This window comes from Alteromonas sp. V450, from assembly GCF_001885075.1.
Lineage (GTDB): Bacteria > Pseudomonadota > Gammaproteobacteria > Enterobacterales > Alteromonadaceae > Alteromonas.
The window spans coordinates 3,357,742-3,372,513 of sequence record NZ_MODU01000004.1 but is presented as its reverse complement, the minus strand read 5'-3'; the positions used below and the strand labels follow the sequence as shown (position 1 = coordinate 3,372,513).

Sequence of the window (14,772 nt, the reverse complement as noted above, 5' to 3'; positions counted from 1 at the left end):
CAAGCTAGTGGACTTAAAATTCACTATTTAGATTATTGAATTTAGTTATCAGAGTCTTCAGTGTCTTCTTTTTTGCCTAAGCCGAACCACGTATCCAGTATACGCTCAAGTTCCGGTAAACCGTGCTTATTTAATGACGAGAAGGTTTGCACGGTCACATCGCCCATAAATGCCATGGCGGCTTCACGCGCCATTAATAGCTGCGCTTTACGCTTACCACTTTTAAGCTTATCGGCCTTGGTCAAAAGTGCCAGCACCGGTATATTCGAAGCAACTGCCCAGTGAATAAGATCTTGGTCCAAATCTTTAAAAGGATGACGAATATCCATTAATACCACTAAACCTTTAAGTGATTTACGCTTTTGAAGATATTCCCCAAGCGACGCCTGCCACTTTTTCTTCATAGCAACAGGCACTTTTGCAAATCCATAACCTGGCAAATCAACTAGGCGCAAGTCTTCTTCTAGCTCAAATACATTGATTAGTTGAGTACGCCCTGGTGTTTTACTGGTTCTCGCCAAGTTTTTTTGGCGCGTTAATGTGTTGAGCGCACTCGATTTACCCGCGTTAGAGCGGCCTGCAAACGCAACTTCAATTCCAGTATCATTTTTCAAATGACGAATGTCAGGTGCACTCGTAAAGAATTTTGCTTTGGTGTAATACGACATCTAGACTTACCTCCACATGCGTCACAACCTTCGGTTTACAGTTTTTTAATGAATAAACCAGCTAAAAACCATAGTTTTATCATGGAATAGGTTTTTCTGACGCGTTAAATGTGTAAAATACGCATGATATCACGTATATCACGCGAGCCGTTGGATCCATTTAAGAGATTTATTATGAAAAAATTGTGTTTGTTGGTATGTATGTCTTTAGGTTTAAGCGCTACTGCTATGGCAGAAGGTGACGCCGAGGCAGGAAAAGCAAAGTCTGCTGTATGCGCAGCCTGTCATGGCCCTGATGGCAACAGCATGATTGATATGAACCCAAAGCTAGCTGGGCAACACGAGAAGTACATCGTTAAACAGCTTATGGAATTTAAGCTTGCATCACAAACTGGCGGTGAAGAAGGTCGTAATAATGCCGTAATGAACGGCATGGCTGCGCCATTATCAGAGCAAGACATGAAAGACTTAGCCGCGTATTTCTCTAGCCAAGAGCCAAAAGCTGGCGAAACAGCGGAGCAATACGTTGAAGCAGGGCGTGCACTTTACCAAGGTGGTGATGAGTCACGTGGTGTTACCGCATGTATCGCATGTCATGGACCTAAAGGTAACGGTATGGCGTTAGCGGGCTTTCCAGACATCAGCGGTCAGCACGCAACTTACACAGCATCACAGCTAAAGGCGTTTCGTTCAGGCCAACGTCACAACGATATGAACGGCATGATGCGAGACATTGCGATGAAATTAACTGACGAAGATATCGAAATTTTGTCTAATTATATCGCTGGTTTACATTAAATATTACCGTTTTAACCCATTGTTGTTAAAAAATTGTTACCAAAAAAGTTGTATTTTAAAATTATTCGTGTAATCTAACGGCGTAGTTTGTAGGAGCATATGAAACCCTACGGGCTAATTAACAAGAATAATAATAAAAATACAGCATGGATGAACAAATAAAGCGCCAAGAAGGCCAAAAACAACAATACAGCTCTGCAAAAAATAAAAATAAGGGGAGCACACGCTAGGGAAGCCAGCAACACATAGATGTGTATAACGGGAGAGGTGTCATCTGACACTCATACAATGTAAGGTGATGGTGAAAACCATCACCTTTTTCTTTTTTAGTCCCTTTATTATTGTTCACTTTCTTATGTCTTGTCCTTTATGCCAAAGTACTAACGCGCCATCTCACTATTACTCAGATAAAAAACGCGAATACCTTCAATGTAACCAGTGCGAACTCGTCTATGTTTCACCTGAATTTTTACCATCTAAAGAAGTGGAAAAGCAGGAATATGACCTTCACCAGAATAGCTTTGAAGACGAAGGGTATCGGAAATTTCTAAGAAAGGTTTTAACGCCACTTACACCTTTTATAGAAAACATGAAATTTCGTGAACTGAGAGGAATAGACTTTGGTTGTGGCCCTGCGCCCGTTCTAGCAAGTATGTTGGAAGAAGAAGGCGTAAGGATGAACATCTACGATCCTTTCTATGCACACAACCTATCGGTACTTGAGCAACGCTATGACGTAGTGACATGTACAGAGGCAATAGAACACTTTCACACCCCTCATGTGGAATGGGCGCTATTTAACAAACTTGTATCGCCTGGTGGCGTTCTTGCCATCATGACCAAGCGCGTGCTAGATAAAGCCAGGTTTGCAAATTGGCACTATAAAAACGACGTCACTCACGTTAGCTTTTTCAGCGAAGAAACCTTTCACTATTTGGCAAAACGAGATGGCTACAGCGTCACTTTTCCTGCCAGCGATGTCGTTCTATTGAGAAAGCGCTGAAATAAATTACCGTAAAACATCACAGTCCTCGTATTGATTTTACACTGCATACCCAAAGATCAATACGTAGACGCTAATTCGCGCTATAATAGCGCTGTTTTTTCACTCTTTTTGTTATTTGGAAATTATGGCACGTTCAAAGAAATCACGTAAAGTCGGCCTAATCGGCGTTCGTAAAGATCCTGACTTTAAACCAAGCGAAAACCGAAAATCAGACTCGCCTCGCCCTAAAAAGCATAAAGGTAAGCCCGCAGGTAATCGCCACAATGTTGAACAGAAAAAAGTGACGGGCAAAAAGAGTGCTGAGAATAAAGATCCGCGCCACGGCAGTAAAAAGCCTATTCAGCTTGTAAAAGCAGTGACGCCTACCCCGGCTCAAAAGAAAAAGTATGCAACACCTGCGCAAGAGCTAGCAGCACTTGAGGCAGACCAACGCTTGTCTGATTTACTCGACAAACTTGACGACAATAAGCCGCTAACCCGTGAGCAACAAGCTTATGTCGACGAGAAGATGGCACGCCACCGCATTCTATGTGACTTGCTAGGAATAGTAGAAGAGGATGATGAAGACGACGATATGGATCCGTTTAATGATTTAGACGCTATTAATATCGACGACTTTAAGCACTAGTAAAAAACGGGAAAGAGTCATGCTGTGGGCAGTACTTTCAGGCATCGCGCTACTAATTATTCTTGCGCTAGGTTTCTACGCAGGCAAACTGCTGTTTATGTTAAAACAACAAAAAGAGCGACAAGAAGCGGCAAGGCAATCGCGCGTTGCCACGATAACCGACAGTATTATAGTAATAGCTAAGGCGATGGAGCAGCAGCAATGTGATTTGTCAGAAGGTGTAATTCGCATCGTGAATTTACTTAACGCGCTTCCAATAAATACTCCGCCTGATTTTAAAGCGCAATATCCCAACGTTTATACACTGTTTACCGAGGTAAGCGGCTTTGCCATTTTGGAAGCAAGGCAACAGCTACCTAAAAATGAGCGAAGAAAACAAGACATCGCACGCGAGCAGATTGAATCGGAATACGAATCTAAGGTGTTGGACGAATTACCACCGCTGAAGGCGTATTGCGAGGCACTCGTCGCCTCTAAATAACGAGTCAGCGCTACGCAGATTAAAAGATTAAAACTGACGCAATCAGTATCGAAAATGGTCGAGCACAGTATGTAGTCGGCCATTTTTTTAGCACGGTTATGACTGTGTCACTTTATCGCGAGCTCGCAGGTACGCTCGTAGCAATGACACCCTACTTCGTGGTCATTAACCATACCCACAGCTTGCATAAAAGCATAGCAAATCGTTTCACCCACAAAATTAAATCCGTGCTTTTTAAGTGCTTTTGACATTGCCTTTGACGCATCGGTTGATGTGGGTGCTTGCCTGAAGTCTTTCCACGCATTAATGACCGTACGTCCATCTGTAAATTGCCAAATAAACTCACTGAATGGCTGCGAGGCTTCAATAGCTAAAAAGCCCTTGGCATTTTTGATAACCGACTCTATTTTGAGCTTGTTTCTGATTATGCCGCTGTCCTGCATCAGCCTGTCGACATCAGCGGGGCCCATCTTCGAGATTTTCTCAGGGTCGAACTGGTAGAATGCCTGTTCAAAATTCTGCTGTTTTTTCAAAATCGTCAGCCAAGATAAACCGGCTTGCTGTCCATCGAGGCATAATTTAGCAAACAACGCGCGACTATTTAGCTCGGGTACACCCCATTCGTTATCATGATACGCTAAATAAATAGGGTCGCTGCTCACCCAACCACAGCGATGCAAAGGCGTATTTTTTTCTATTTTTGTTTGATTGGGCATGGCTTAAGATTAAATCCTTGTTGTGAAGTGGCATATTGGCCTTATTCGTGACGTTTTTTCACCCTTTACACCTACATACTATGCCTCACAAATTGTATACTATCCCACCTTTATTTTAAGTCAGATAACTAATAAGCAGCGGATGTATGCAGAAATACGATATTAAGACCTTTCAAGGGTTGATCCTTGCGCTTCAAGATTATTGGGCGCGTCAGGGCTGCGTTATTATTCAGCCTCTGGATATGGAAGTGGGTGCAGGTACTTTTCACCCTATGACGTTCCTACGTTCTTTGGGTCCAGAGCCAATGAGTAGCGCCTATGTTCAACCGTGCCGTAGACCAACCGATGGTCGATACGGTGAGAACCCAAACCGCTTACAACATTACTATCAGTTTCAAGTAATGCTGAAGCCTTCACCTGATAATATTCAGGAGTTGTATTTGGGCTCGTTGAAAGAGTTAGGTTTCGATCCGCTGGTTCACGACATTCGCTTCGTAGAAGACAACTGGGAATCACCCACGCTTGGTGCTTGGGGTCTAGGATGGGAAGTATGGCTAAACGGCATGGAAGTAACTCAGTTTACGTACTTCCAGCAGGTTGGCGGCCTTGAATGTAAGCCTGTTACTGGCGAAATTACCTACGGCTTAGAGCGGCTCGCCATGTACGTCCAAGGTGTAGATAGTATCTACGATTTGGTTTGGACGGACGGCCCTATGGGTAAAGTCACCTATGGCGATGTGTTCCATCAAAACGAAGTGGAACAATCGACGTATAACTTCGAACATGCCAACGTTGAAGCCTTATTTAGAACCTTCGATGAATGTGAAGCAGAAAGCAAAAAGCTTATCGACAACAACCTTCCACTCCCAGCCTATGAGCAGGTTATGAAGGCCTCACACGCATTTAACTTGCTTGATGCTCGTCATGCTATTTCAGTAACAGAACGCCAGCGCTATATTCTTCGCGTTCGTACGCTTGCAAAAGCGTGTGCAGAAAGCTATTACCAAGCACGTGAAGCACTTGGCTTCCCGCTATGTAACAAGGAGGCATAAGCGTGCGTACAGAAAATTGTTTAGTTGAATTAGGTACAGAAGAACTCCCACCAAAAGCGCTTAAGTCTTTGGGTGAAGCCTTCGCCACACAGTTTGAAGCTGCACTAACGCAAGCTGATTTAAGCTTTGACTCTGTTAGCTGGTTTGCCGCCCCTCGCCGCTTGGCCGTTTATGTTTCAGGTCTAGCTGAAGGTCAAGCTGACAAGGTAGTAGAGAAGCGCGGCCCAGCAGTATCAGCGGCATTTGATGCTGACGGTAACCCTACCAAAGCTGCACAAGGTTGGGCTCGCGGTAACGGTATTGACGTTGCTGACGCAGAGCGCCTTGTAACTGACAAAGGAGAGTGGTTACTGCATAAAGCCCACGTTCCGGGTCAATCAGTTGCAGAGTTACTAGAAGGCCTAATAAACCAAGCGGTAAGCAAGCTTCCTATTCCAAAGCCGATGCGTTGGGGTAATTACAATACTCAGTTTATACGCCCGGTACACACCCTTTGCGTGCTTTACGGAAGCGAAGTGGTTAACGTTTCAGTATTGGGCCTTACTAGCGGCCGTGTTGTTCAAGGTCACCGATTCCACGGCGAAGGTCGCTTTGAACTTGATCATGCTGACAATTACGCCTCTGCCCTGGAGCAACAATATGTGCTTGCAGATTTTGAGGCGCGTAAGGATAAAGTGCGTCAACAACTTGAAGACGCAGCGCAAAACTTGTCGCTTAAGCCTGACTATAATGAAGATTTACTTGAAGAAATCGCGTCACTAGTAGAATGGCCGGTTGTACTTCAAGCTGGGTTTGATGAGGCTTTCTTAGCAGTACCAAAAGAAGCACTTATCTATACCATGAAAGACGACCAGAAATATGTGCCGCTACTAGATAGCGACGGTGCACTTTCAAACACGTTCTTATTTGTAACGAATATCGAAAGCCGCGATGCCTCTCAAGTCATTTCTGGAAATGAAAAGGTTATTCGCCCTCGTCTTGCCGACGCTGAGTTCTTCTTTAACAGCGATAAAAAGTCGACATTAGAAAGCCGCCTTGAAAGTTTAGAAACCGTGCTGTTCCAAAAACAGCTAGGTACGCTAAAAGAAAAGTCTGAGCGCATATCTGCCCTATCGGCCTTTATCGCGTCGCAAATAGATGCAAATGAAACCCAAGCTGCACGAGCAGGTCTTCTCGCTAAAACTGACTTAATGTCGAACATGGTTATGGAGTTCCCAGACGTTCAGGGTGTTATGGGTAAATACTATGCGCTTAACGACGGTGAAGATGCACCTGTTGCAGAAGCACTGTATGAACAATACATGCCGCGTTTTGCTGGTGATGCACTTCCTAGTTCTGGCGTTAGCGCGTCGGTTGCGCTAGCTGACAAACTCGATACTCTTGTAGGTATTTTTGGTATTGGCCAGTTACCTAAGGGTGATAAAGACCCATTTGCGCTTCGTCGAGCAGCTATCGGTGTATTACGTATTGTCACTGAGCTGTCACTGCCGCTAGATCTTGAAACGCTAGTAAGAAAAGCTATCGATGTGTATAGCGATAAGTTAACGAATGCTGAAACGCAATCTCAAGTTGTTGATTTTGTATTGGGTCGATTTACTGCGCTCCTGCAAGATCAAGCTATTGCCATTGACGTTATTCAGGCCGTTGCTGCTCGTCGCCCTACAAAACCAGCAGATTACTTAGCCCGTGTTCATGCGGTAGATAAGTTCAGAGCATTGGAAGAAGCCGAAGCGCTAGCTGCCGCTAACAAGCGTGTTGCAAACATCCTTGCTAAGCAGAACGTTGAAGTAACAGACACTGTTAATATTGATGAGTCACTGTTAACTGAAGAAGCTGAAAAAGCGCTCTATATCGAGCTAAAAGCAGCTCAGAAAGAAGTGGATGTTGCCGTCCCTTCACAGGACTACACGCGTATTCTTACCGCGCTTGCAACCTTACGTAACGTAATCGATAACTTCTTCGATAACGTAATGGTAATGGCTGATGACGAAGCGGTTAAGAATAACCGACTTGCTTTACTTTCGCTTTTAAGGCAACTTTTCCTTACTACCGCAGATATATCTATTCTCGCGAAGTCGTAGGCTAGTAAAAGTTAATGCGGTTTGATACCGTGAAAAACAAAGAGCCCAGCCTAAATGTTGGGCTTTTTTATTAATGGAGACGCTGTGAAAAAGTTATTAACTATTGCTTCTTTGTGTATAGCCCTATCGGCATGCTCAAGCAGTGGAAGCTTTAAAATTCCAGAAATTGCACCGGACGTGCCTAGCATTCAATTTGAAAACATGTTCCTCAGAGGTGTATTTAACTGGTGGGAAGCTGACCCAAGTTACAAGTTCAAACCATCAAGTTCAGGATGGACAGTGGACGTTGAGCTTATAGCCGATGGACAACCTTATGATTTTAGGCTATCGGACGCAAAATGGACGCCCTCGCAAAGCTGTGGCGGTAAATACAAAGGTCAACCTGTAATGCTCGGCTCAACCGTTTATTTAGTCTGTGAACAGGGCTCAGAGAACTTACAATTTACGCCCTCAACTACAGGGACTTATCGATTCACTGCGGCCGCAGCAAGCGCTGGTGAAGTCACGCTTGTGGTTTCAAAGGTTTAGACTTGGGTTTAGTGCTGTGTAGTAGCGCTATTCACCTAGTTTGTTACATTGGATATATCCAAGCCTAAACATTAAATGGCAATACAAAGTTCTCTAGTGTACTTCAACAATTAGCCTTACCTCAGGCACAAAAAAAGCGACCAATAGGTCGCTTTTTTCAAATAGATAGAAACTCTACACGTCTAAGTTTTCAACTTTAAGCGCGTTGGCTTCAATAAACTCTCGACGAGGCTCAACTTGATCACCCATCAAAGTGGTGAACAACTGGTCACAGCCAATAGCATCTTCAATGGTAACTTGAAGCATACGGCGGCTTTCTGGGTCCATGGTAGTTTCCCAGAGTTGCTCAGGGTTCATCTCACCTAGCCCTTTATAGCGCTGAATGTATTGACCACGTTTTGCTTCATTCATTAGCCACTCTAGTGCTTCTTTAAAAGACTCAACTGGCTGTTTGCGTTCTCCGCGCTGAATATAGGCGTCTTTACCCATCATGTCGTTAATGGCCAGGTTCAGCTCTTTAAGGCGCTGATACTCAGTCGACTCAATGAATTCGTGATCGATAATGTACTCATAGTCGATACCATGCATACGCATGATAATTGTAATGTAATACTCACTAAGTTCGGCATCAGTGCGAATTTCATAACGATATGTAGCACCGTCGTTTTCGCGCTCTGTAAGCTGCTCTACGAAGTGTTTTGCCACGTGCTCTAGTGCAGCTTCATCTTTAAGATCTTCAAGGTTTAGCGTAGGCGTGTAAAGCATTCTGTAAAGGATAGATGCAGGCATCAGACGTTTCATACGTGCAATCATCTTCTCTACCGATTGGTACTGCTTAACAAGGTTTTCTAGGCCTACACCACTAATACCTGGATCTTCATCGCTGGTGTGCAAAGACGCACCGTCAATGGCAATTGATGTTAGGTAGTTAGTTAGCGCATCGTCATCTTTAAGATACTGTTCTTGTTTACCCTTCTTCACTTTGTATAGCGGTGGCTGTGCAATATATACATATCCACGCTCAATGATCTCAGGCATTTGACGATAGAAAAATGTGAGTAGAAGTGTACGAATGTGAGAACCATCTACGTCAGCATCGGTCATGATGATTATGCTGTGATAGCGTAGTTTTTCAGGGTCATACTCGTCACGACCGATACCACAGCCTAGTGCTGTAATTAGCGTCGCCACTTCTTGAGAAGAAAGCATTTTGTCGAAACGTGCTTTCTCAACGTTTAGGATTTTACCTTTAAGCGGCAAAATAGCCTGGTTTTTACGGTTACGACCCTGCTTAGCTGAACCGCCCGCAGAGTCACCCTCCACTATGTATAGTTCGCTAAGTGCAGGATCTTTTTCCTGACAGTCAGCTAGCTTACCTGGTAGGCCAGCCAAATCGAGCGCACCTTTACGGCGTGTCATTTCACGGGCCTTTCGTGCAGCTTCACGAGCACGAGCAGCATCAATAATTTTACTCGCAATGATTTTACTTTCTGCAGGGTTTTCTAATAAAAACTCTGCTAGCTTTTCGTTCATTGCCGACTCAACTGCTGGACGAACCTCGGAAGATACCAGCTTATCTTTCGTCTGTGAGCTGAATTTTGGATCTGGTACTTTAACGGAAATAACTGCGGTCAGACCTTCACGCGCATCGTCACCACTGGCGTTTGTTTTAGCCTTTTTGTTCAGACCTTCTTTTTCCATGTAGTTATTTAATGTACGCGTCAACGCTCCACGGAAGCCGGCCAAGTGTGTACCACCATCGCGCTGTGGAATGTTGTTGGTGAAACAGAACACGTTCTCTTGGAAACTATCGTTCCATTGCATCGCGACTTCTACAGCAATACCGTCTTCTTGTTCACTGCTGAAATGAAACACTTTTTGGTGAACAGGTGTTTTCTTTTCATTCAAATATTCGACAAAAGCTTGAATACCACCTTCGTACATGAAGTGATCTTCTTTTCCATCGCGTTCGTCTTTCAAGCGGATGGACACACCAGAGTTTAGGAATGATAGCTCTCGAAGACGTTTGGCAAGAATGTCGTAGTGATAAAGCGTATCTGTAAAGGTATCTGAACTTGGCCAGAAACGGATCATAGTTCCCGTTTTGTCGGTATCGCCTGTTACCGCTAGCGGCGATTGTGGAACACCATGATGATATTCTTGTTCATGCGCTTTACCACCACGACGAATACGAAGCTTTAGTCGGCTTGAAAGTGCGTTTACTACTGATACACCTACACCGTGCAAACCACCCGATACTTTATAGGAGTTATCGTCGAATTTACCGCCCGCATGAAGAACCGTCATGATAACTTCAGCGGCAGATACGCCCTCTTCTGGGTGCAATTCAGTTGGTATACCACGTCCATCGTCAGACACAGATACTGAGCCATCGCTGTGAATGAGCACAGTAATCTCAGAACAATGTCCAGCAAGTGCTTCATCGATAGAGTTATCGACCACCTCAAAAACCATGTGGTGCAATCCGGTACCATCATCAGTATCACCGATATACATACCAGGGCGCTTTCTTACTGCATCTAATCCTTTAAGTACTTTAATACTGGACGAGTCGTAGTTGTTCTCTGCTGACATACTAGCTTTTACTCCTCTTTCACGCTTCCATGTTCCACGTGAAACATTTTCTTTTCGTTGTATTTTTGTATAAAAGCGAGTTGCGTGGACTCTATTGCAGTAACGAAAACCTGCGTATCCATTTTAAGCAACCCATCAATAAATTGTTCTCTTTTATCGGCATCTAATTCAGCACCTACGTCATCAAGTAAAAAAATACTTTTGCGCTGCGTTACCGAATTAAATAGCTTAGTTTGTGACATTTGAAGCGCTGCCACAGCCATTCTAAGCTGCCCTCTCGATAAAAGCTCCTGGGCGTTTACACCATTCACTTTAAGCCGTAAATCGGCTTTATGGGGCCCAGAAGAGGTATGTCCTATTTTACCATCATACTCACGTTTTTTAACTAGGCTTTCTGATAAACCGACATCTTTTTCCCACCCTTTATAGTAACTTAATTCCACATCGAAGTTAGGAAGAAATTCTTGCGCATATTGCTTGAAGATTGGAGTAAGGTTATCTACGTATTCTTGTCGGGAAGCTGTGAGAGACTCTCCAAGTTCAGCAAATTGAGATTCCCAGTATTGGTTTTGCGGTGCACTTAAATTTGCCTGCTGTTTCAGTAAGGCATTTCTATGTTTTAAAAACTTACCATATTGGTTAGCAAGCGATTGAAACTGATGTTCCACGTGAAACAACCCCCAATCACAAAAACGTCGACGCTCTGAAGGCGAACCAATTATAAGGTCTGTACTCTGCGGAGTGAAAAGCTGAAGCGGAACCAGACTAACCAAATCTGATAACTTGTTGGAATGTTCGCCATTAATACTGCACGTAAATGTCTCGTTTCGACTTCGTTGGAAGCCTAGCTTTAATTCGTCCCCTTCTTCAGTTTTGCATGATGCAAAGACACTGAAGCTATCCTTCTCATTTTGAATAACCGAGCTATGTTTGTTTGTTCTAAAAGAGCGGCCAAAACCAAGGTAATAAAGTGCTTCAATTAAGGAAGATTTTCCACTCCCATTCACGCCTTTGATAACGGTTAAAGATGGTGAAGGAGAAAGTGATACGGATGTAAGATTACGAAACTGTGTAATCTGGACGCGGTCCAGTTTCATAAGGTCACGCTGATGAACGAAAAGAAGCGAAGAGTGTCAACACCCGTCGCTTCTTGAATTGATAAATTAAATAACAAAATAATGAATATTATACGAAAACGTAGCAGACAAAGAATGTAGTAGTGACTACAGTCGCATCGGCATGATTACGTACAACGCCGCATCATTGGCATCATCTTCGATAAGCGCACTAGCGTTTGAATCTGACAAACTCACTTTAACTCCATCAGATCCAAGCGCGTTCAACACGTCAATGAGATAGGCAACGTTAAAGCCTATTTCTAAATCGTCGCCTTGGTATTGAACATCAACGATTTCTTCCGCTTCTTCTTGCTCTGGGTTGTTAGCCGTAATCTTAAGCTCACCGGAAGACAAGTTTAATCGTACGCCTCTAAATTTTTCATTAGATAAAATAGCCGCACGTGAAAACGCTTCTTTGAGCACAGCTTTACTCGCAATTATTTCCTTGTCGCCATTTTGAGGTAACACACGGCGATAGTCAGGGAATCTTCCATCAACTAACTTTGAAGTAAAAATAAAGTCGTTTGAGAAAATACGAAGATGGTTTGCGCCAATTTGCACTTTAAGAGACTTGTCGTCTTCACTAATAAGACGAGAAATTTCTAACACGCCTTTACGTGGAATGATCACCTGTCGAGATGGCAATGCTGTCTCGTAATTTAAGCGGCAAAGCGCTAGGCGGTGGCCGTCAGTCGCTACAGTACGAATAACATTCTCTTCTGTTTCAAGCGACATGCCATTTAAGTAATAACGTACGTCTTGTTGAGCCATTGAGAAGCTCGTTGCATCGATAAGACGTTTTAGATCACTGCACGATAATTCAAATTCAACTTCGCCTTCCCAATCTTCAAGATTTGGGTAGTCGTTGGCAGATAAAGTAGAAAGCGTATAACGGCCTCGACCGGCACGAATAAGTGCCTTGCTGCCATCTAACGAGAAATGAATATCTGTTCCTTCAGAAATACCGCGAATAATATCAAACAGTTTTTTAGCAGGAACAGTAATTTCACCTTCCGTGAATTCACCCTCTAATTTCACACTAGAAATTAGTTCTACCTCTAAATCTGTACCAGTAAGCCAAAGTGCGTCCTCACTTACTTTAATGAGAACATTGGAAAGAATTGGCAGTGTGTGTCTGCGCTCTACAGCACCAGATACCAACTGTAGGGGCTGTAAAAATTGTTCGCGGCTTATAGTAAATTTCATCGCAGTGCTATCTCGCCTCTAAGGTCGTAGTGTTAGGAAGACAAAGTCCTAATGAGGTTCTTATAGTCCTCTTTTATATCATGACTTTCTTCTCTTAGCTGCTCTATTTTTCTACATGCGTGCAAAACTGTAGTATGGTCTCGCCCACCAAACGCGTTCCCTAATTCTGGAAGGCTATGATTCGTGAGCTCTTTTGCAAGGGCCATAGCCACTTGACGAGGACGTGCAACACTACGACTGCGTCGCTTAGACAAAATATCAGCTACTTTTATCTTATAATAATCTGCAACAGTTTTCTGAATATTATCAACCGTTACCAACTTTTCTTGCAACGCCAACAAATCTCGAAGCGCTTCGCGAACGAAATCGATGGTGATTGGGCGCCCGGTAAAATTTGCGTTGGCAATTACACGGTTAAGCGCACCTTCTAACTCACGAACATTTGAACGCAAACGCTTAGCAATGAAAAACGCGACTTCGTTAGGTAAATGAATCCGGTTTTCTGCCGCCTTGCGCATTAAAATAGCAACGCGAGTTTCAAGCTCAGGCGGTTCTATAGCTATGGTTAAGCCCCAACCAAAGCGCGATTTCAATCGGTCCTCTACCCCATCAATTTCTTTCGGGTATCTATCAGAGGTAAGAATGATTTGTTGGTTACCTTCCAAAAGCGCATTAAACGTGTGGAAGAACTCCTCTTGTGAACGCTCTTTATTCGCAAAGAATTGAATATCATCGATAAGCAACGCATCAACACTGCGATAGAAGCGCTTAAAATCTTCTATGGCATTATTTTGTAATGCCTTAACCATATCTTGAACAAAACGCTCTGAATGCATATATACAATTTTAGCGTCACCATTGTTAGCGACAATCCCGTTACCCACCGCATGCAACAAGTGAGTTTTACCTAAGCCTGTTCCACCATAAATAAACAACGGGTTATAAGAACCACCTGGGTTATTTGCAACTTGAGTTGCAGCAGCACGTGCTAGTTGGTTAGATTTACCCTCAACAAAATTATCAAACTGATATGTTGGATTAATATTGCTTTTATGCTTCATCGCTTCTGGGATCGGTATTACTTTTGGCGGCGTCGAAGATCGCGGTGCCTGATCACCATTATAATTAAGCCTGTTGCGATCGTAGTTTTGTGGAGCATGATCGTACTGATCGCTATGCTGATTATACGACACCGCTCGCCCATGCTGACTTTGATAGTTGTCTTGATCGCGATTACTCATATTACTACTTTGAGACAATGGCGACTGATAGGAAGGTGGTTGTGTTTGTCCAGTGCTATTAGAAGTTTGCGAAGCACCTAAATTCACACTATTCCTCTGCTGCGGCGCATTTGCTGAAGGTGCACTATTATTATATCCGCCGCTATTGTCCGAACTAGATACTGAGACCGACGAACTTCCCGCTGATACTTGAGGACGGTTGACGCTGTGGCGACTCATTACTTCTAAACGCAATTGAGGGGCATCATTACCAGCAAATTCTTTTAAAAGTGCAGTGATATTATTGAGGTATTTATCTCTTACCCAATCTAAAACAAAGCGATTAGGGGCATATAACGCAACGACACCTGTCTGCTCTTCACAAACAAGCGGTCTAATCCACATACTAAACTGCTGCGTTGGTAATTCCTGACGCAATCTTTCAAGACACTGGTTCCACAAGGACATGGTACGTTGTTAGCTCCCGTTACTCGCAAAAACCACTACATCAAAGCCAAGCACAGAAAAACAAGCACTGGAAAGCGCCATTAGAGGAAAATAGCGTTGGAAGTGTAAGGTAGCCGCGAGAAATTTTAATTTTCATTTTATTCGCTGTGGATTATCTTACGTTATCAACATAATGTAAATGCCGATCCCGATCGATCTTTTCGATCA

At 43.5% G+C, this 14,772-nt stretch carries 13 protein-coding genes; 7 read left to right on the top strand and 6 right to left on the bottom strand.

The genetic code is table 11. The annotated features are described in order from the left end of the window. Positions 1–41 precede the first annotated feature (41 nt). On the bottom strand, positions 42–668 hold the full coding sequence (gene yihA / locus BK026_RS14815; RefSeq protein WP_071816539.1) for a ribosome biogenesis GTP-binding protein YihA/YsxC: 627 nt from the start codon (positions 666–668) through the stop codon (positions 42–44). A gap of 174 nt (positions 669–842) precedes the next feature. On the opposite strand from yihA, the gene BK026_RS14810 reads away from it, so the two are divergent. From BK026_RS14810 to BK026_RS14795, 4 genes are all read left to right on the top strand, one after another. After that, the gene (locus BK026_RS14810; RefSeq protein ID WP_071816538.1) at positions 843–1,466 is read left to right on the top strand and encodes a cytochrome c; all 624 of its coding nucleotides are present in this window, start codon (positions 843–845) and stop codon (positions 1,464–1,466) included. A 301-nt stretch (positions 1,467–1,767) separates the two neighbouring features. Further along, positions 1,768–2,469, top strand: coding sequence for a class I SAM-dependent methyltransferase (locus tag BK026_RS14805; RefSeq protein WP_083575177.1), 702 nt, complete (start codon positions 1,768–1,770; stop codon positions 2,467–2,469). A gap of 127 nt (positions 2,470–2,596) precedes the next feature. Further along, the gene (yihI, locus tag BK026_RS14800) at positions 2,597–3,100 is read left to right on the top strand and encodes a Der GTPase-activating protein YihI (protein WP_071816537.1); all 504 of its coding nucleotides are present in this window, start codon (positions 2,597–2,599) and stop codon (positions 3,098–3,100) included. Between the two features lie 19 nt (positions 3,101–3,119). Continuing rightward, a complete protein-coding gene (locus tag BK026_RS14795; RefSeq protein ID WP_071816536.1) occupies positions 3,120–3,581 on the top strand; it encodes a DUF2489 domain-containing protein in 462 nt (153 codons plus the stop codon). Positions 3,582–3,688: 107 nt separating this feature from the next. Here BK026_RS14795 and BK026_RS14790 read toward each other — a convergent pair whose 3' ends face one another. Next, a complete protein-coding gene (locus BK026_RS14790; protein WP_071816535.1) occupies positions 3,689–4,297 on the bottom strand; it encodes a DNA-3-methyladenine glycosylase I in 609 nt (202 codons plus the stop codon). Between the two features lie 146 nt (positions 4,298–4,443). Between BK026_RS14790 and glyQ the strand changes: the two genes are divergently transcribed. The 3 genes from glyQ (at position 4,444) to BK026_RS14775 (ending at position 7,958) form a co-directional block, all read left to right on the top strand. Continuing rightward, positions 4,444–5,349 (top strand): glycine--tRNA ligase subunit alpha, encoded by a 906-nt coding sequence (gene glyQ, locus BK026_RS14785; protein WP_071816534.1) that lies wholly within the window; start codon positions 4,444–4,446, stop codon positions 5,347–5,349. Between the two features lie 2 nt (positions 5,350–5,351). Next, the gene (gene glyS, locus BK026_RS14780; protein WP_071816533.1) at positions 5,352–7,430 is read left to right on the top strand and encodes a glycine--tRNA ligase subunit beta; all 2,079 of its coding nucleotides are present in this window, start codon (positions 5,352–5,354) and stop codon (positions 7,428–7,430) included. Between the two features lie 84 nt (positions 7,431–7,514). Continuing rightward, positions 7,515–7,958, top strand: coding sequence for a hypothetical protein (locus BK026_RS14775; RefSeq protein WP_071817693.1), 444 nt, complete (start codon positions 7,515–7,517; stop codon positions 7,956–7,958). 174 nt (positions 7,959–8,132) lie between these two features. On the opposite strand, the gene gyrB is transcribed toward BK026_RS14775, so the two are convergent. The 4 genes from gyrB to dnaA all read right to left on the bottom strand — a co-directional run bounded on the left by gyrB (position 8,133) and on the right by dnaA (position 14,565). Further along, positions 8,133–10,553, bottom strand: coding sequence for a DNA topoisomerase (ATP-hydrolyzing) subunit B (gene gyrB, locus BK026_RS14770; RefSeq protein ID WP_071816532.1), 2,421 nt, complete (start codon positions 10,551–10,553; stop codon positions 8,133–8,135). Between the two features lie 8 nt (positions 10,554–10,561). After that, positions 10,562–11,650 carry a DNA replication/repair protein RecF gene (recF, locus tag BK026_RS14765; protein ID WP_071816531.1) on the bottom strand — a complete coding sequence of 363 codons (1,089 nt, stop codon included), beginning with the start codon at positions 11,648–11,650 and terminating at the stop codon, positions 10,562–10,564. 126 nt (positions 11,651–11,776) lie between these two features. Beyond that, positions 11,777–12,877, bottom strand: coding sequence for a DNA polymerase III subunit beta (gene dnaN, locus BK026_RS14760; protein WP_071816530.1), 1,101 nt, complete (start codon positions 12,875–12,877; stop codon positions 11,777–11,779). Positions 12,878–12,909: 32 nt separating this feature from the next. Next, positions 12,910–14,565 carry a chromosomal replication initiator protein DnaA gene (dnaA, locus tag BK026_RS14755; protein WP_071816529.1) on the bottom strand — a complete coding sequence of 552 codons (1,656 nt, stop codon included), beginning with the start codon at positions 14,563–14,565 and terminating at the stop codon, positions 12,910–12,912. Positions 14,566–14,772 lie beyond the last annotated feature (207 nt).

Bases quoted from the DNA above. Each gene is read 5' to 3' on its own strand.
- recF (WP_071816531.1), bottom strand. From the start codon at position 11,650: ATGAAACTGGACCGCGTCCAGATTACACAGTTTCGTAATCTTACATCC.
- glyQ (WP_071816534.1), top strand. From the start codon at position 4,444: ATGCAGAAATACGATATTAAGACCTTTCAAGGGTTGATCCTTGCGCTT.
- yihI (WP_071816537.1), top strand. From the start codon at position 2,597: ATGGCACGTTCAAAGAAATCACGTAAAGTCGGCCTAATCGGCGTTCGT.
- BK026_RS14810 (WP_071816538.1), top strand. From the start codon at position 843: ATGAAAAAATTGTGTTTGTTGGTATGTATGTCTTTAGGTTTAAGCGCT.
- dnaA (WP_071816529.1), bottom strand. From the start codon at position 14,565: ATGTCCTTGTGGAACCAGTGTCTTGAAAGATTGCGTCAGGAATTACCA.
- BK026_RS14790 (WP_071816535.1), bottom strand. From the start codon at position 4,297: ATGCCCAATCAAACAAAAATAGAAAAAAATACGCCTTTGCATCGCTGT.
- BK026_RS14795 (WP_071816536.1), top strand. From the start codon at position 3,120: ATGCTGTGGGCAGTACTTTCAGGCATCGCGCTACTAATTATTCTTGCG.
- gyrB (WP_071816532.1), bottom strand. From the start codon at position 10,553: ATGTCAGCAGAGAACAACTACGACTCGTCCAGTATTAAAGTACTTAAA.
- yihA (WP_071816539.1), bottom strand. From the start codon at position 668: ATGTCGTATTACACCAAAGCAAAATTCTTTACGAGTGCACCTGACATT.
- dnaN (WP_071816530.1), bottom strand. From the start codon at position 12,877: ATGAAATTTACTATAAGCCGCGAACAATTTTTACAGCCCCTACAGTTG.